Raw genomic sequence first — 16,139 nt, 5'->3', positions numbered from 1 at the left:
CAGTTACTCTTTCGTGGCAGCGGGCTAAACCTGCAGCGGGTTACTGCATTCGCACCGTCGGTTTAGACCAAGCTCCAGTAATGCGATAACGCACCGCGGTAAGTTTTTCTAAGCGATTACCTAACGCTTTATCCGCCAAATAAACAGCCCCACCAATTAAAGGCGCGCCAGCAGCAATGGCCGCAATGGTTAAATTGCTCGTTAAAGGCACGCTAACTCTTAGCTGAGCATTGATTTTATCCCGGGGAAAATCAATAAAGCCTTCTAGTTGCAAGTCAGTGGCTGGCCCATCCATAACTAAAGGCCCTACCGTTTTAAATAAACCATTATCGGCACGTAGCCGGGCTTTAATGGTGTCATAGGCTAAACCTCGATCAAAAATATCCGAGAAATCTAAGCGTAGACGCCGGCCAATAGTTTCAAAATTGAGTAAGCCAAAGACGCGTACGGCCTGGGCATTTCCTTCGATACTTGTTAATTGTCCTTGGCTAAAGCGGGCATCAATGTCGCCGGTAAAGGCTTCAGTGCCGATGGCTGCCGGTGAGCCATCCCAACGACCATTAATTGCAGCAAAAAACTGTTTACTGCTGATGGTTTTAGCAAAACCAAAGGCACTCAGCACCTTGCCAATATCTCCTCCCTGTAATTGCCCAGCAAAGCTAGAGCTGACGCGGGTGGCTGGCTGCAACCAGTCTAGTCGTCCATGCACACTCAACCCTTGTAAATTGCTGGCAATATCCAATAAGCGCAGCCCATGGGTTTGTTTACGTGCTTTAAAGCGTAAAGTACCCAACGGCTGCGAGCCAAGATTAAGCTGCTGAATGCTGACATCCATACTCGGAATAGTTTTCGGATTGATGCCCGCTAAAGCATCTTGTTTCTGAGACGTCGCTGTATCTTCAGGACGAGGCAAGGTTAACTGACTTAAGGTAATCTGATGGGGCTGATGGTTATTTTCATAATAACGCAGACTCCCCTTAAGGAGCGGGCTATCCACTTGGGCCAACCAACTATTATTGGCTTGAGGTCTTAACTGAAAACTCAAAGGCTGTCGACTCATACCTAGCCCACTAAAACGCGGGGTTGAGAGATTCACTGTGGACAGTTTAGGCGTTGGGTTCCCAGTAGCAGCCACTTGCCCTTGACTAAAATACGGCTCAGCCCATGCCTGCCATTGCTCTAGCTGTACCTCAGCCAACTGGCCTTCTAAACTGATGCCACTCGCCGTAGGCGCCCCGGCTTTTCCCCCACCCAATTTAACTCGTGCACGCAACTGCCCTAATTGATGATTGGGTACACGTGCATTGGCTGACAACAAATTAGCATAGTGCAATTGATAGCTAGGTGTCCCTTGGGCAGGCAGCTGAATCTGTAGTTGGATCGCTCGAGATTGATTCTTACTTTTCGCAAAAGGAGCCGGCAAATCTAAACTAACACCCTCTAGATTGGAGGTTAATTCAAGGTTGGCATCAGCCCCCTGTAAGTTAACTGCCAGGTTATAGGGCAACTGGCCGGCTACTGGCAGCTGGCTATCCAATCCACCCCAAGTCAATAACGTGCTAACCGGAAGTTTGCCGTTAAAACGCATCAAGGTATGAGCCTGCTGCGCTTTACGCTGAGCGGTTATTTCGCCGGTAAATGGCTGATTAAACACCCGCCCTGCCACACGCTTAGCACTTAAACCCTGCTGCAAATCGTAACGAAAATCGCCGTTCACTTGAGTCAAGGGCACGCCTAAATTAACTAAATTAAGTTCAGCTTGCCGGGCCTGAAAATCTACTACCACCTGTAACGGTGGGGCTTGCTTATCCAGTGGTATCGCTAAATTCAGAGTCGCGGGCAAGGGGCCGCTACCTTGCCAACTATGCAGTGCAGATAAATCCTCAGCTAACGGAGTTTGCTGCAAAATAGCCAAGCCATCTTGCATGCTGCTGTCGAGCTTAGCTGATAACCGTAATTGAGGCGCGCCTGCAGCTAAAGGCACCTCAGCGACAGCGTCAGTAACCCGAGTATTGAGAGTTTTCCCCTGCGCCAACTCAACCACCACTTGGCTGCCATCAACTAGTACTTCGGCATCAGCCTGGATTAAGGCTGGCCAACCAGGCTGATAGGCCAACTCTGCATCACGCACTTTAAAGTACAGTCCCATTTCACTGGCCATTTTATCTTGATGCTGGCTAATTGCCCCTTGATACTGAAAATAACCTTGCTCTACTTGACCCGCAACAATCGCATGTTTTAGCCAGTCACCTAACTCTTTACTAAAACCAGGAGCGCGGGTAGGCAAGTACTTTTCAGTAAAAGCAGCATTGCCGTCGACCAACCCAACTCGTAAGTCCATGTAATCTTCTAAGGCTGGATCATCAAATAGACGAATCACGAAATCGCCGGAAATTTGCCCCTCTTGCCCCTGAACTTGCAAGTACGGACTAGCCAACTCAAAGCCTTGCTCATCAAATAACCACGTTAACTGTGCGCGGGCTTGTTGATACTGCCAAGGCTGAGGGAATAACTCAGCCAAATGCAAGCTAAAGGCCTGAGTATCTAAACGTAGTTCACCATTCAAAGCCGTGCCATGCACAGTACCGTTAATACCTGATGCACTGGGCACATGCTCCCAGGCTGAATAACTCAGATCCTTAACTGCGCTCGAAAAACTCAGCTGCTTAGCTAGCTCTGGATGCTCTGGTCGCCACTCCAGCCAAAGCTGCTGTAATTGCCCCTGAAAATTTAAACGTTTAACAATCTCATAGGCGGCGTGCTGCTGTGGCAAAAAGGCTAAAACCCAGCGATTAACTGCCGGCAAGTCAACCTCTGGAACCTGCAACCGTAGCATCGGCCCCTCGGGCTCTGGTTCATAGCTAATCAAAGCTTGTAACTGATAAGGTTCAGCTACCGGTAAACCCGTATCACTGGATAAGGGCAACTTCAGCGACTCGAGCCATATTTCAGCTCGCTCGCCCTGTTTTTGATAAAACAAAGCCAGCTCAGGACGCTCAACCGACAGTGGCTGAGCTTGGGGAGTAACTAACTGCACACGCTCAGCAGCTAGTTGCACACTGGCCTGCTGCAACCAACCATTGCTCGCCTCACCCCATACTTGTAGCGCAAACTCAGCTTGTGCTAACTGCCAGTCTTGCCACTGCTTAACCGGTAACCAGCGAGCCCAATCCGTGGCTTCTGAAGCTAAGTAAAAATGTAAGTCACTTTGCCGCCAATCAGTCGCATGCAACTTACCTTTGGCCTTAAGCTGTACCTGAGTGTCATCGGGCAGACTTAAAGAAGCCTGTAACTGCTGGCTCAAATAGCCATTACTAAACCCAAGGTTGGCCTGTTTAAATACCACAGGACCAGCTTGATAAGGGAAAAAAGCAAAACGACTATCTCGTACTTCAACCTGCCCTAACTGCGCCAGATACTGCACCACGCTAGCGTAGGAAAGATCTACTTCTTGATCTTTGTTTTCAGGTAAGCCCAGTACTCGCCAATTTTGTTGTTGATCCTCAACAAAGGCTAACTGCACCCCCTCCAACTGCACTTTGGCCAGTTTAAGCTGCCCTGTAAACAAGCTGGCAAAGGGACGAATATCGAGCGTGATTTGCTTTAGAGCTAAACTTTGGCTTTTACCTAAGGTAACGTGCCGTGCCTGCAATTGAGGATAACGCCCACGCCAGTTACCACTGAGCCACTCCACGGTAACAGGCTTACCTAGCGCTGCTGCTAGCTGCTGCACTATCTCGGCCTGATAGTCTTCGGTGTAACTCAATAAAATCCGGCCAACACTCACCAATAAAGCAAACAGCAACAACAACATAGCCATCAACCACGCGAGTTTTTTCCCTAAATGCTGTAGTTGAATTTGCATGGCACTTAAACCTTATGAACAAAGAAATCCGCAAACTAAAGTAAGCGGCTTGGGTTATTGCTGAACTAACAACAACCCTTAGAATTTACAGTAACACCACATCATACTGCTCTTGGGAATACATGGTTTCGACTTGGAACTTAATCGGCCGTTCAATAAAGGTTTCAAGGTCCGCCACATTGCCTGACTCTTCATCCAGTAGCCGATCAATCACACTCTGACTGGCCAGTACCATATAAGCCTCTGCTTGAAACGCCCGCGCCTCACGCAGAATTTCACGAAAAATCTCATAGCAAATGGTTTCAGCAGTGCGCAACAACCCACGTCCCTGGCAGGTTGAGCAAGGCTCGCAGAGTATCTGCGATAGGCTTTCCCGGGTGCGCTTACGAGTCATTTGCACCAGCCCTAACTCCGTGATGCCAATAATATTACTCTTGGCGTGATCACGCTCTAGCTGGCGCTCAAGGGTACGCAGCACCTGACGCTGGTGCTCTTCATCGGCCATATCAATAAAATCGATAATGATAATGCCACCCAAATTACGTAAACGCAGCTGCCGAGCAATGGCTAACGCGGCTTCAAGATTCGTTTTAAAAATCGTCTCTTCCAGGTTGCGATGGCCAACAAAGGCTCCAGTATTAACATCAATGGTAGTCATTGCTTCTGTTGGATCGACCACCAAATAGCCACCTGATTTTAACGGCACCTTGCGCTCTAAGGCTTTTTGCAATTCGTCTTCAATGCCATACAAGTCAAAAATCGGGCGCTCACCGGGATAGTGTTCAAGTTGTTCACGAATTTCCGGCATTAACTCAGCGACAAACAGCTCTGCTTTTTGCAGTGTTTCACGGGAGTCAATGCGAATTTTCTCAGTGCGCTCATTTACCAAATCACGCAAAGTACGCAGAGCCAACGACAGATCTTCATAAATCAGATGCGGCGTGCTACAGGTTTTAATTTGCTGCTCCACCTGCTGCCATAGTCGGTGCAAATATAATATATCCGCCAGAATTTCATCGGCGCCCACACCCTCAGCCGCGGTGCGGATAATAAACCCACCCTCATCGGCTAATTGCTGCTCTTCTAAGGTTTGCTGCATTAACTGCTTTAAACGCTCGCGCTCGGCTTCACTGTCAATTTTTAGCGACACACCCACATGCTCACTATGGGGCATATACACCAAATAGCGGGAAGGAATCGACAGATCCGTGGTCAGTCGCGCACCTTTACTGCCGATCGGGTCTTTGGTGACCTGAACAATCAGCGACTGCCCTTCATGCACCAAGCCAGAAATGCTTTCTGCTGGCTGACCGTTACTGGTGGCAATTTCTGCGGCATGAATAAAGGCTGCACGCGATAAACCAATATCCACAAAAGCCGCCTGCATGCCAGGCAGCACGCGCACCACTTTGCCTTTATAAATGTTCCCCACGATGCCGCGTTTTTGCGTGCGTTCAACATGCACTTCTTGCAGCACACCATTTTCAACAATGGCCACACGTGATTCCATTGGGGTGATATTGATTAAAATTTCTTCACTCATGAAACACGTCTTCCTTATCCAAACTGGCTGCTGGCGATGGCTATGCTGCCCTGCAACGATCCAGTTATTCAGCAAACGGTGGGTGCTCAACGCCAAAACTAGCCAGTAATTGCAATGTTTCGGCATAGGGCAACCCCACCACCGAACTAATACTGCCTGTAATAGAGCTAACAAATATTCCACCTTGGCCTTGTATACCATAAGCCCCGGCTTTATCCATCGGCTCTTGGGTATCCAAATACCATTCAATTTCAGCCGCACTCAGACTGCGAAAAAATACCGTGGTATTCACTCGCTGCACCCGAAGCTTTTCACTGTCTTTAACCCCAATGGCGGTCATCACCACATGGGAACGCCCGGATAAGGCCTGCAGCATTTGCCGCGCCTCGTCTCGATCGTTTGGCTTACCTAAAATGCAGTCTTCCAATACCACAATGGTGTCAGCTGCTAGCACTACATCCCGCTCAGTGGGTGCATTTAATAGCGCATAACCTGCTTCCGCTTTAGCCTTGGCCATCCGCTCGACATACATTACGGCGGCTTCATTCTCACGCACCGTTTCGTCTAGCCCAGGGTTAAGCACGCTAAAAGTCAGTCCGGTTCTTGACAGTAATTCATGTCGACGTGGCGACATCGAAGCTAAATAAAGCCGCATCTTTTATCTACCTACTACTATTAATCCTAACAAAGCAGAGGATTTACCGAGGCAATTCCCAATCGTCATACGTTTACTCTTTACACCATGCGCCAGCGAGCTAAGCTCGAAAGTCCTAGCCTAACCCATGGCCATAATAAGCTACTAATCAATGCCGGCAACAATAGCGTTAAGCTTTGTGGTCGTCGCTCAATTAATACATTTAACCACAGCTGCAGCAGTAGCACTGTGGCATAAATAATCACTAATGCCAGTGACTGTCGCCACATAGGAGCCAACTGAAACTGGGATCGCATTAAACTAATAAAGGTTAATGCTAAAACAAAAATAATCCCATGCTCACCAAGAGTCGCCCCATACAACACATCTTGAGCTAATCCAAAGCACCAAGCCAACCCCAATCCTACTTGCTTAGGCGCCTCCAAGAACCAAAAAGTGAACACTAACAATACCCACAGTGGCCGCCCTATTTGCATAAAGCTAGGTAGTGGCATAATGGCCAACACTAAGGCCAGCAGCAAACTGCTCCAAATCACCAGGCTACGGGGCATTAACTGATTCCTCAGTAGACTTGGCGGGCTTTGGCTCGGCTTCCAAGGGTAAAGGTCCGACAAAACTGGCGGAGTACCCAACCTCGTTATTAAATACTAATAATAAGTAACGACTGCGCTTTAGTGCAGCGGTAGGCACCGCTTTAATCACTGCAAACGGCTGGCCAGCATCTCGATTAACCTGCGTCACAACCGCTACCGGATAACCTGCGGGAAAGCGCTGTCCCATACCTGAAGTCACTAGCAAGTCACCTTCTTTAATATCAGCGGTTTCGGCCACATAACGCAGCTCCAACAGATCACTTTGCCCTACGCCTGAAGCGATAGCGCGCAATCCATTACGATTAACTTGCACTGGTGTGCTGTGGGCTGCATCAGTAATCAATAGCACCCGGGAACTATAGGGCATGACTTCAACCACCTGCCCCATCAAGCCCGTTGCATCTAATACCGGCTGACCTAAAAAAACGCCCTCACGACTGCCTTTATTAATCAATATACGCTGGGCATAGGGATTAGGGTCTTCACCAATCAACTCGGTGACCACCACTTTTTCATCAATTAACGCAGAGGAGTTAAGCAACTCACGCAAGCGCACGTTTTGCTCAATAATATTGGCTTGCTTTAACAAACGCCGCTGCATTTGTAAGGCTTCTGCTTTAAGTTGCTGATTTTCTTCGAGTAGCTGCCTACGGCTGCTAAAGCGCTGATCTAAATCGTGCCACACTTGCAGTGGCCATTCAGCGACTTGATACAAAGGGGTGAGCACCACCCCTAAACTATTGCGTACGGGAGTCAGCACCTTAAAACGTGCATCAGCGGCAATGATTAAAATAGAGAGCACCGCTAGCACCGAAAAACGGGTACCTAATGAAGGTCTCTTTTTAAATAAATGCTGAATAAGTCACACCCCTGCCCCACTTCTGTGTAAGTAAGTGAGGCCATTACGCTAAATTACCGTCTGTGTGGCGCTGCTTAATTAACCCGTAATTAACCGTCACCAATCACTTACTCATCCTGGGCTAATAAATCAGCAAGATCTTTACCCATAGTTTCTAAATAAATGCCGCCACCAATCGCCACGCAGTTTTTCGGGTTTTCGGCGACAATTACCGGCAGTCCCGTTTCTTGGGAGAGTAACTGATCAATACCTTTTAACAAAGCACCGCCGCCAGTTAACACTAAGCCACGCTCAGCAATATCTGACGCCAATTCGGGGGGAGATTGCTCTAAAGCGCTTTTCACCGCTTGCACAATTTGTGCTAAGGAATCTTGTAAGGCTTCCAGTACTTCATTGGAGTTAATGGTAAAACTGCGCGGCACACCTTCGGCCAAGTTACGGCCACGCACATCGAACTCCAGCACTTCGCTCGATGGAAAAGCCGAACCAATTTCTTGTTTAATTCGCTCAGCAGTGGCCTCACCAATTAAACTTCCGTAATTGCGACGAACATAGGTAATAATCGCTTCATCAAAGCGATCGCCACCAACGCGCACCGACTCCGCGTACACCACACCATTTAGCGATAGCAGCGCAATTTCAGTGGTACCGCCACCAATATCCACCACCATTGAGCCCCGTGCTTCATCGACCGGCATTCCAGCACCAATGGCTGCCGCCATAGGCTCTTCAATTAAGACGACTTGGCGGGCGCCAGCATCGCGCGCTGAATCACGAATTGCCCGACGCTCCACCTGAGTGGATTTGCAAGGTACGCAAATCAATACCCGTGGGCTAGGCGATAGAAAACTGTTCTCATGTACTTTATTAATAAAGTATTCAAGCATTTTACCGCACACGCTAAAGTCAGCAATCACGCCATCTTTCATCGGGCGAATCGCCGTAATATTACCGGGGGTACGACCCAGCATGCGCTTGGCATCAGTACCTACCGCAACGACACTTTTTTGATTACCACGGCCGGTTTTAATCGCAACCACCGACGGCTCATCGAGCACGATACCTTTATCGCGCATATAAATCAGGGTGTTAGCCGTCCCCAAGTCAATCGACAAGTCACTGGAGAACAAGCCACGCAATTTTTTAAACATGATTGAGAAAACTCTACAACGCGCGAGTCAAAAACGCGTACAAAATAAGGGATAGAAAACAAACGTCAAAGAATCGGAAACTCTAGCAACCATCACTCTTTTGAGCAAGACGCTCAATGTGGTAAATTGTAGCAATCTAGACGCAACCATTAAACTTCGGTTTTAAATGACTATTATTGCCTAAGCACGTTCATTATATAACCTGTTTAAATTATTTTTATTTCTTTTGAGGAGAATTTCCATGGCGCTTGAACGCTCCAATGTGGAAGCGATTGCCCACTTAGCCAGACTCGGACTCGACGACTCTGAAATTGCTCCAGCCACTGCCTCACTTAATCAAATCATTGGTTTACTCAAAACCATGCAAGGGGTAGACACCACCGGTATCGAGCCGCTGGCTAACCCTCTAGAAATAACCCAACGCCTGCGTGCCGATACTGTTACTGAACATAACCATCGCGATGAATACCAGCAGCTCGCTCCAGCAACTGCTGAAGGCCTGTACCTCGTTCCCCAAGTAATCGAATAAAAGGACTGCAGAATGCACCAACTGACTTTGGCCGAAATCACTCGCGCCCTCGCTGCCAAAGAGTTTTCCTCAACTGAGATTACTCAACATCTACTGCAGCGAATTAAGCAACTGGATCCTCAATTAAATAGCTTTATTACGCTGTCGGAAGACAGCGCCTTAGCTCAAGCCAAGCAAGCTGATCAGCGTTTAGCCGCCGGTGAGCAAGGCCCTTTATTGGGCGCGCCCTTAGCCCATAAAGATTTATTTTGTACCCAAGGGGTAAAAACCAGCTGCGCCTCCAAAATGCTGGATAACTTTATTGCCCCCTATAACGCCACTGTGGTGGAAAAACTCAATGCCGCCGGCACTGTCAGCCTAGGCAAGCTCAATATGGATGAGTTCGCCATGGGTTCATCCAACGAGACCAGCTTTTATGGCTCGGTAAAAAACCCGTGGAACCTTGAGCATGTCCCTGGTGGCTCTTCCGGTGGCAGTGCAGCCGCAGTGGCTGCGCGCTTAATTCCAGCAGCTACCGGCAGCGACAGCGGCGGCTCTATTCGCCAACCGGCAGCCTTTAATAACTTAACGGGGATCAAGCCTACCTATGGCCGTGTGTCGCGCTGGGGGATGGTGGCTTATGCCTCTAGTTTCGATCAGGCCGGCCCGCTGGCTCGCACCGCTGAAGACTGCGCCCTGTTGTTAACGGCAATGGCTGGCTTTGATCAGCGCGACTCAACCAGTGCCGAGCAACCTAACGAAGATTACAGCGCAGCGCTTAATCAGCCATTAGCCGGTTTACGAGTTGGTCTACCGAAAGAGTTTTTTAGCAGCGAGCTCAACAGTCAAATCGCCGATCAAACCCTAGCGGTAGTCGAGTGGTTAAAGCAGCAAGGGGCTGAAGTTAAAGATATTTCGTTACCCCATGTAGAGCATTCAGTGGCAGCTTACTATGTGATCGCTCCGGCTGAGGCTTCAACTAACCTGGCGCGTTTTGACGGTGTGCGTTTTGGCTATCGCTGTGACAACCCCGCTAACCTAGAAGATTTGTATAAGCGCTCCCGTGGTGAGGCCTTTGGTGCTGAAGTGAAGCGCCGAATTATGGTGGGTACCTATGTGCTGTCTACCGGCTACTACGATGCCTACTATGTAAAAGCCCAGCGCCTGCGTCGTCTGATCAAAAACGATTTGTTGGCCGCCTTTAATCAAGTAGACGTTATTTTAAGCCCAACTACGCCTAACTTAGCGTGGAAACTGGGCGCCAAAACCGATGATCCGGTCTCGGCTTACTTAGAAGACATTTACACCGCCACCGCCAACTTAGCTGGCGTTCCGGCTCTTTCTATGCCTGCGGGCTTTATTGATGGCTTACCCGTTGGCGTGCAACTAATGGCGCCGTACTTCCAAGAAGGTCGTCTGTTAAATATCGCCCATCAATACCAACAAGCGACTGACTGGCACACACAAGCGCCAGCGGGATTCTAAGGAGCACGTTACATGCAATGGGAAACCGTAATCGGGCTGGAGATTCACGCACAGCTCGCCACCAAAACTAAGATTTTTTCAGGCTCCGATACCACCTTTGGTGCCGAGCCTAATACCCAAGCCAGCCTCATTGATCTCGCTATGCCTGGCACCTTACCGGTGCTTAACCAAGAAGCGGTGCGCATGGCCTGCATGTTTGGTTTAGCGGTTGATGCTGAAATTGCCGAGCGTAATATTTTTGCCCGCAAAAACTACTTCTATCCAGATTTACCCAAAGGCTATCAGACCAGTCAGATGGATGATCCCATTGTCGGCAAAGGCCACATGGACATCACCCTTGACGACGGCACCGTCAAGCGCATTGGCATTACCCGTGCTCACCTCGAAGAGGACGCCGGTAAAAGCTTGCACGAAGACTTTAATGGCATGACCGGTATCGACCTTAACCGCGCCGGTACCCCGCTGTTAGAGATTGTCTCAGAGCCTGATATTCGTAGCGCCAAGGAAGCAGTGGCTTATGTTCGCGCGATCCACGCCTTAGTGCGCTATCTGGGCATCTGCGATGGCAACATGGCCGAAGGTTCGCTGCGCTGCGACTGTAACGTATCTATTCGTCCTAAGGGGCAGACCGAGTTTGGTACTCGCACTGAGATTAAAAACGTTAACTCGTTCCGTTTTATTGAGCGTGCGATTAATACTGAAATCCAGCGCCAAATTGAGATTTTAGAAGACGGTGGCAGTATCACCCAAGAAACCCGTCTCTATGATCCCGCCAAAAACGAAACCCGCTCTATGCGCAGTAAAGAAGAAGCCAATGATTACCGCTACTTCCCCTGCCCAGACTTGCTACCGGTAGTGATTGAGCGAGATTTTTTAACCGAACTTAAAACCCAACTGCCTGAATTACCTCAAGAAAAGCGCCAGCGCTTCCAAGCTGAGTTTGGTTTATCGGAATATGATGCCCATGTGCTTGCCGCTAGTCGGGAAATGGCCGATTATTTTGAACAAACTCAACAGGTCTGTGGCGACGCTAAATTGGCTGCCAACTGGGTGATGGGCGAGCTCTCAAGTTTGCTGAATAAAGACAATTTAGAAATTGCCGAGTCACCGGTCTCAGCCGCGCAGTTAGGGGGGATGCTGCGACGTATCCTAGATAATACGATCTCCGGAAAAATCGCCAAAACCGTGCTCGAAGCTATGGCCGCCGGCGAAGGTGATGCCGACCAAGTGATCGAAAAACGTGGGCTAAAACAGGTCACCGACAGTGGTGCAATTGATGCCTTAATTGATGAAATGCTTGCAGCCAATGCCGATCAAGTGGAACAATACCGCTCCGCTGACGAAAATCGCCGCGGAAAAATGTTCGGCTTTTTCGTGGGTCAGGCGATGCGCGCCTCTAAAGGCAAGGCTAACCCACAGCAAGTTAACGAGTTGCTCAAGAAAAAACTCGAAGACTGAAAAAACGATGCCAAGCACGCCCGCTAAGGGTTGGCTTGGCATCGCCCTATTCAAGTTCGCAGGATAATTCATGACTCGCTTTATTTTATTATTGTGTGTTTGTCTTTCTACATCGGCGTTTGCCTCTTCTAATCACTCCCTTAAAGGCACCGCCTCTTGGTACGGTGATCGCTTCCATGGCAACCCTACCGCCAGTGGTGAGCGCTTTAATCAAAATGCGTTGACTGCAGCGCACCCTTCTCTGCCGTTTGGTACTAAGGTCAAGGTCACCAATTTACGCACTAAAAAGAGTGTGGTGGTACGTATTAATGACCGTGGTCCTTATGCTAAAGGACGTATTATTGATGTATCTAAACAAGCGGCCAAAGAAATTGGCTTGCACAGCGCCGGCTTAGCCCCGGTTCAGGTGCAGGTGATACGTTAAGTTGAATTTGGGGTGGCTCATGCCACCTTTTCTTTTTGCGTTTGATAACCTATAGCTCTTGAGCTGGCCTCAATTTTTCTTTCATCCCCGTCTTGCTGAACTTGTTTCAGCATCTCAGGCCGCAGAGTATAGATAAGTTCGTGGCAGCGCTTGGATGTGCTTTTGTTCATGGCCATGCATTGGCTCCCGAGATGCCGGACTAAATCCGGCACGACGAAGTTTTAGTTGGTTTGATCCGCGATACCCTGCTCCATCGCCGAAGATATATCAGCTTCACCCACATTCCACTCGCTCAAACAACCCCGTCGTGCTGAACTTGTTTCAGCATCTCAGGCCGCACAGTCTGAATAAGTTCGTGGCAGGGCTTGGATGTGCTTGGGTTCACGGCTGTGCGTTGGCTCCTGAGATGCCGGACTAAATCCGGCACGACAAGTTTTTTAGTTGGTTTGATCCGCGATATACGGCAAAACGCTCAAGGAAATATCATTTCTCCCCATACCCCTCACGCCCAAACATCCCCGTCCTGCTGAACTTGTTTCAGCATCTCGGGCCGCAGAGTATGGATAGCTTCGTGGCAGGGCTTGGATGTGCTTTGGTTCACCGCCGTGCACTGGCTCCTGAGATGCCGGACTAAATCCGGCACGACGGGTTGGGGTTGGATTTGGGGTTTGCTGTGTTTGGGTTCGCGGCCGTGCATTGGCTCCTGAGATGCCGGATCAAGTCCGGCACCTAAGCAAGAAACAGTGGATTAATCTTCGGGCAAGGGTTGGTGTTGGTTGTATGCTTGTTTGCCCAGCTGGGCGAGTACATTCAGTACCAGATCCATTCCGCGGCGCACATCGGCATCGCCATTTAAACGGCGCACACTTTGCCATAGGCTGGGTGGATTAGCTTCTGCAGCGGCTTGGGCAGCAGCGTAGCGTAAGGTGTTGCTGAGATTCCATAGGTTACCGATGCTTTCCTCATAGAGAGCCATCAACTTTTGCACCATGGCATCATCGCTCATCTCAATCACATCGGAGGTGGCAGCAACTAAATCCACAATATTATGTAAGCGGTTACCCTGAATTAACGGCGTTAACTTGCCAATCAATTCAGCTAAGCCGGCCAACGTAGCGGGATCTTGTAGCTCAGGCGCATTGCACAGCAAGCTTTCTAACGGATGATGACGATCAACTTCAGACATAGCAGACTCCTTATACCAGCCCACGGGCTACAGACCAATACACGCCTCGGTTAAAGGCTTTACGCATCAACCCACCAATTTTGGTTGGTGGCGTGGGTTTAACGTCCTCATCGTAGTCATACCACAGCGGCATTCCTGCCTCGAGGCCCATCTGGGCAATGGCTTGAACCTTACCGTCGTACTCGGCCACGGTTTGCCCTAAACGAATCAGTCCCGCGATATTGTTGCACACCACAGGCGATTGGTTATGGCAACTGCCTCCGGCTTTACTGATCGGTAAATCAACGGTATCGCCCATCACAAAAACATTTTCAAAGCCTTCTAATTGCAAGCTGTGACGATCGGTCGGCAACCAGCCTTCGTTGTTGGGAGCCTGGGAAACGCCGGAGTTTAATACTGCATCCACTGCTCGAATCGGTGGGGTTTGCATTAAAATATCAAAGTCTTGTTCATCCCCTTCGGCAGAGATTGCTACTTTACGCTCAGGATCGACTTTAGCCAGAGTAAAGCCCCGTTGATATTTAATGCCTTTGGAATCAAAAATCGTCGGTAGAATTTCGCAGGTGTCTTTCTGTAAAAACAAGCAATTACGGATCAGCTGCGACACAGTGGGATAGGTATACACCAATTCAATTTGATCGCGCACCCCGCGATTACGTAAAAACTCATCCAGCATGAGAGTAGTTTCAATCGGGGCAATGCCGCACTGGTGGGGTACGTTCGGGGTTTCGGGGAAGGTTACGCCAATAAAAATTCGGCCTTTTTCAATGGTGCACAGTTTTTCATAGAGTTGGCGTGCTGGGGCATGTTGATAGAAATGATCACCCGCTTCCTTCAGGCCTTCAATCCGTTCTGGTGCAGGAATACAGCCCGTTGAAACCACTAAGTAATCGTAGTCTTGGTGCTTGCCCGATTTCATCCGTAATCGACTATGGCTAAATTCAAAGTTTTCTACTTCATCTAGGATAAAGTTAATTTCGGGGCGTAACAGCGAGGCCTGGGGACGACGCAGTTCATTTTTATAAAAGGCACCAAAGGCAACATACATAAATGCTGGCTTGTAGTAATGCCAGGGGCTATTGGAGACCAAGCTAATGCGTACTTTGCCGGATACAACCTCTGGGTAGAGTTTGTTGACCAAACTGTTGGCAGTCATGGTGCCACCAATTCCGCCACCGACGACGATAATATGTTGTTTCATGTGGGCGCTCCTAGATAAGGGCTATTTTTGTTGTTATTGATTGGCGCAAGGATTAAGTAAGTAATGGGTTGGCTGATAACTCCTGTGTTTGAGCTTGGGTAAAGAGTTGGATTAATCCATTAAAAGGCAGCAAAGCTACCGTGTGACGCTCTGTTAAGGTGACGGCATCGGCAAACAGCGCTAACTCTGGCCAAATCAGTTGGCTAACGTCAGTCAGCGTGCCCGCTAAGACATCCGTCAGTTGCTGCTGGGCTTGGGTCAGTTGCGCTAGGGTTAAGCCTTGATGGTATTGCAGTAAAATGCCTAATGCGGCTTGACCTAGACTACAGCTGCGAATGCGATAACCCAGTGCTTGTAGTTTGCCTTTTACTATGTGTGCTTCAAGGGTGAGCTGGGTCCCAGGTACGTCGGGTACTTGCAGTTCTGTTCGCAGCAAGCTGTTTGGCGGTTCTAGGGTTAATGTTTTATCCCGCCGCACTTGTGCTGCGTAGTGCTTAGTTAACTGCAGTGCATTGATCGTTGTTGGGGTTGGCATAGCGTGACCCATGGGTTTTCATTTGCTTTCACCCTAGCACAGGAAAATGGTTATAAGACACCCGCCAGCGCTAGACTTAAGTCATAAGTTTAGAAAACTGCTCAAGTACTGAGGTAACTAAGCGCCTGTTGATAACTTAAAGGCCAAGCGGCGGCTCTGGGCTTACCTGGACGCCAGGTGCGGAGGTACAGCTGCCAAGCTGCTTGTTGATCGCCCATTGCCGGTAAAGGCTGAGGATCACTCCAAAGTAATAATCTAGCAAAGCCTGCAGCTAAAATATCATCTTTGGCTAACTGCATATAGCTTAGGTGAACTCCGGTACGATCAACCCAAGTTACCCCCTGATCAAATACCTGTTGCTGATAACACAAAGCTAAAGCATGGCGTTGGGTGCTGCGATGATTAAGCACACCGTACACGCCCCCATTTTTTTCAAACTGCCAAAATCCTTTGGCGGGGCCTTGTAGTTGTTGCCGGTGAATAAATGCCGATTCATGCAAGCCTATAGCTAGTAGCATTACTAGTGCATTGCTACTGTGCATTTTGCTTGGCAAGTGCGTTAGCGCCGGTAATATTGCTTGCTGAGTAATGTGCTGAAGTAAACGCATCGCAATCTCTCCATCCCTATCCGGTAGCCCATAGCACTCAGCCGTACAGCCAGTGCTATAAGCCTTAT

General features: G+C 49.1%; 15 protein-coding genes. 4 read left to right on the top strand and 11 right to left on the bottom strand.

Annotation, left to right across the window (positions count from 1 at the left end; genetic code table 11):
* Window positions 1-40: 40 nt before the first annotated feature.
* The 6 genes from AKN87_RS11515 to AKN87_RS11490 all read right to left on the bottom strand — a co-directional run bounded on the left by AKN87_RS11515 (window position 41) and on the right by AKN87_RS11490 (window position 8,666).
* Window positions 41-3,865 (bottom strand): YhdP family protein, encoded by a 3,825-nt coding sequence (locus AKN87_RS11515; protein ID WP_053103535.1) that lies wholly within the window; start codon window positions 3,863-3,865, stop codon window positions 41-43.
* Between the two features lie 85 nt (window positions 3,866-3,950).
* Window positions 3,951-5,408: a ribonuclease G gene (rng, locus tag AKN87_RS11510; protein ID WP_053103534.1), complete on the bottom strand. Its 1,458-nt coding sequence runs from the start codon at window positions 5,406-5,408 to the stop codon at window positions 3,951-3,953.
* A 64-nt stretch (window positions 5,409-5,472) separates the two neighbouring features.
* The gene (locus AKN87_RS11505; protein ID WP_053103533.1) at window positions 5,473-6,063 is read right to left on the bottom strand and encodes a Maf family protein; all 591 of its coding nucleotides are present in this window, start codon (window positions 6,061-6,063) and stop codon (window positions 5,473-5,475) included.
* Between the two features lie 80 nt (window positions 6,064-6,143).
* A complete protein-coding gene (gene mreD / locus AKN87_RS11500; RefSeq protein ID WP_053103532.1) occupies window positions 6,144-6,614 on the bottom strand; it encodes a rod shape-determining protein MreD in 471 nt (156 codons plus the stop codon).
* Window positions 6,604-7,515, bottom strand: coding sequence for a rod shape-determining protein MreC (mreC, locus tag AKN87_RS11495; protein ID WP_053103531.1), 912 nt, complete (start codon window positions 7,513-7,515; stop codon window positions 6,604-6,606). Before mreC ends, mreD begins: the two co-directional genes overlap by 11 nt.
* Before the next feature lie 107 nt (window positions 7,516-7,622).
* Window positions 7,623-8,666, bottom strand: coding sequence for a rod shape-determining protein (locus AKN87_RS11490; RefSeq protein WP_053101318.1), 1,044 nt, complete (start codon window positions 8,664-8,666; stop codon window positions 7,623-7,625).
* Between the two features lie 241 nt (window positions 8,667-8,907).
* On the opposite strand from AKN87_RS11490, the gene gatC reads away from it, so the two are divergent.
* The 4 genes from gatC to AKN87_RS11470 all read left to right on the top strand — a co-directional run bounded on the left by gatC (window position 8,908) and on the right by AKN87_RS11470 (window position 12,541).
* Window positions 8,908-9,195, top strand: a complete 288-nt coding sequence (gene gatC / locus AKN87_RS11485; protein WP_053103530.1) for an Asp-tRNA(Asn)/Glu-tRNA(Gln) amidotransferase subunit GatC — start codon at window positions 8,908-8,910, stop codon at window positions 9,193-9,195.
* A 12-nt stretch (window positions 9,196-9,207) separates the two neighbouring features.
* Window positions 9,208-10,659, top strand: coding sequence for an Asp-tRNA(Asn)/Glu-tRNA(Gln) amidotransferase subunit GatA (gene gatA / locus AKN87_RS11480; protein ID WP_053101314.1), 1,452 nt, complete (start codon window positions 9,208-9,210; stop codon window positions 10,657-10,659).
* A 12-nt stretch (window positions 10,660-10,671) separates the two neighbouring features.
* Window positions 10,672-12,117: an Asp-tRNA(Asn)/Glu-tRNA(Gln) amidotransferase subunit GatB gene (gene gatB / locus AKN87_RS11475; protein WP_053101312.1), complete on the top strand. Its 1,446-nt coding sequence runs from the start codon at window positions 10,672-10,674 to the stop codon at window positions 12,115-12,117.
* A gap of 70 nt (window positions 12,118-12,187) precedes the next feature.
* Entirely contained in the window at window positions 12,188-12,541 is a 354-nt protein-coding gene (locus AKN87_RS11470) for a septal ring lytic transglycosylase RlpA family protein (RefSeq protein WP_064503187.1), read from the top strand.
* 17 nt (window positions 12,542-12,558) lie between these two features.
* Here the strand turns inward: AKN87_RS11470 and AKN87_RS12330 are convergent, their stop codons facing one another.
* The 5 genes from AKN87_RS12330 to AKN87_RS11445 all read right to left on the bottom strand — a co-directional run bounded on the left by AKN87_RS12330 (window position 12,559) and on the right by AKN87_RS11445 (window position 16,071).
* On the bottom strand, window positions 12,559-12,717 hold the full coding sequence (locus AKN87_RS12330; RefSeq protein ID WP_158487683.1) for a hypothetical protein: 159 nt from the start codon (window positions 12,715-12,717) through the stop codon (window positions 12,559-12,561).
* A 572-nt stretch (window positions 12,718-13,289) separates the two neighbouring features.
* Window positions 13,290-13,727, bottom strand: a complete 438-nt coding sequence (locus AKN87_RS11460) for a DUF1641 domain-containing protein (RefSeq protein ID WP_053103528.1) — start codon at window positions 13,725-13,727, stop codon at window positions 13,290-13,292.
* Between the two features lie 10 nt (window positions 13,728-13,737).
* On the bottom strand, window positions 13,738-14,928 hold the full coding sequence (locus tag AKN87_RS11455; RefSeq protein ID WP_053103527.1) for an NAD(P)/FAD-dependent oxidoreductase: 1,191 nt from the start codon (window positions 14,926-14,928) through the stop codon (window positions 13,738-13,740).
* 52 nt (window positions 14,929-14,980) lie between these two features.
* Window positions 14,981-15,463, bottom strand: coding sequence for a hypothetical protein (locus tag AKN87_RS11450; protein ID WP_148561508.1), 483 nt, complete (start codon window positions 15,461-15,463; stop codon window positions 14,981-14,983).
* Between the two features lie 101 nt (window positions 15,464-15,564).
* Window positions 15,565-16,071, bottom strand: a complete 507-nt coding sequence (locus AKN87_RS11445; RefSeq protein WP_053103525.1) for a hypothetical protein — start codon at window positions 16,069-16,071, stop codon at window positions 15,565-15,567.
* Window positions 16,072-16,139 lie beyond the last annotated feature (68 nt).

It is taken from the genome of Thiopseudomonas alkaliphila (assembly GCF_001267175.1).
GTDB classification, from domain to species: Bacteria; Pseudomonadota; Gammaproteobacteria; order Pseudomonadales; family Pseudomonadaceae; genus Oblitimonas; species Oblitimonas alkaliphila.
Note: the sequence above shows the minus strand (reverse complement) of the source record. Positions and strands in the feature narration are given on the sequence as shown.

Coding starts and splice junctions, on each gene's coding strand:
- AKN87_RS11505 (WP_053103533.1), bottom strand. CDS start 6,063: ATGCGGCTTTATTTAGCTTCGATGTCGCCACGTCGACATGAATTACTG.
- AKN87_RS11460 (WP_053103528.1), bottom strand. CDS start 13,727: ATGTCTGAAGTTGATCGTCATCATCCGTTAGAAAGCTTGCTGTGCAAT.
- AKN87_RS11445 (WP_053103525.1), bottom strand. CDS start 16,071: ATGCGTTTACTTCAGCACATTACTCAGCAAGCAATATTACCGGCGCTA.
- AKN87_RS11490 (WP_053101318.1), bottom strand. CDS start 8,666: ATGTTTAAAAAATTGCGTGGCTTGTTCTCCAGTGACTTGTCGATTGAC.
- gatA (WP_053101314.1), top strand. CDS start 9,208: ATGCACCAACTGACTTTGGCCGAAATCACTCGCGCCCTCGCTGCCAAA.
- rng (WP_053103534.1), bottom strand. CDS start 5,408: ATGAGTGAAGAAATTTTAATCAATATCACCCCAATGGAATCACGTGTG.
- AKN87_RS11515 (WP_053103535.1), bottom strand. CDS start 3,865: ATGCAAATTCAACTACAGCATTTAGGGAAAAAACTCGCGTGGTTGATG.
- AKN87_RS11455 (WP_053103527.1), bottom strand. CDS start 14,928: ATGAAACAACATATTATCGTCGTCGGTGGCGGAATTGGTGGCACCATG.
- AKN87_RS11470 (WP_064503187.1), top strand. CDS start 12,188: ATGACTCGCTTTATTTTATTATTGTGTGTTTGTCTTTCTACATCGGCG.
- AKN87_RS12330 (WP_158487683.1), bottom strand. CDS start 12,717: ATGGCCATGAACAAAAGCACATCCAAGCGCTGCCACGAACTTATCTAT.
- gatC (WP_053103530.1), top strand. CDS start 8,908: ATGGCGCTTGAACGCTCCAATGTGGAAGCGATTGCCCACTTAGCCAGA.
- mreD (WP_053103532.1), bottom strand. CDS start 6,614: ATGCCCCGTAGCCTGGTGATTTGGAGCAGTTTGCTGCTGGCCTTAGTG.
- AKN87_RS11450 (WP_148561508.1), bottom strand. CDS start 15,463: ATGCCAACCCCAACAACGATCAATGCACTGCAGTTAACTAAGCACTAC.
- gatB (WP_053101312.1), top strand. CDS start 10,672: ATGCAATGGGAAACCGTAATCGGGCTGGAGATTCACGCACAGCTCGCC.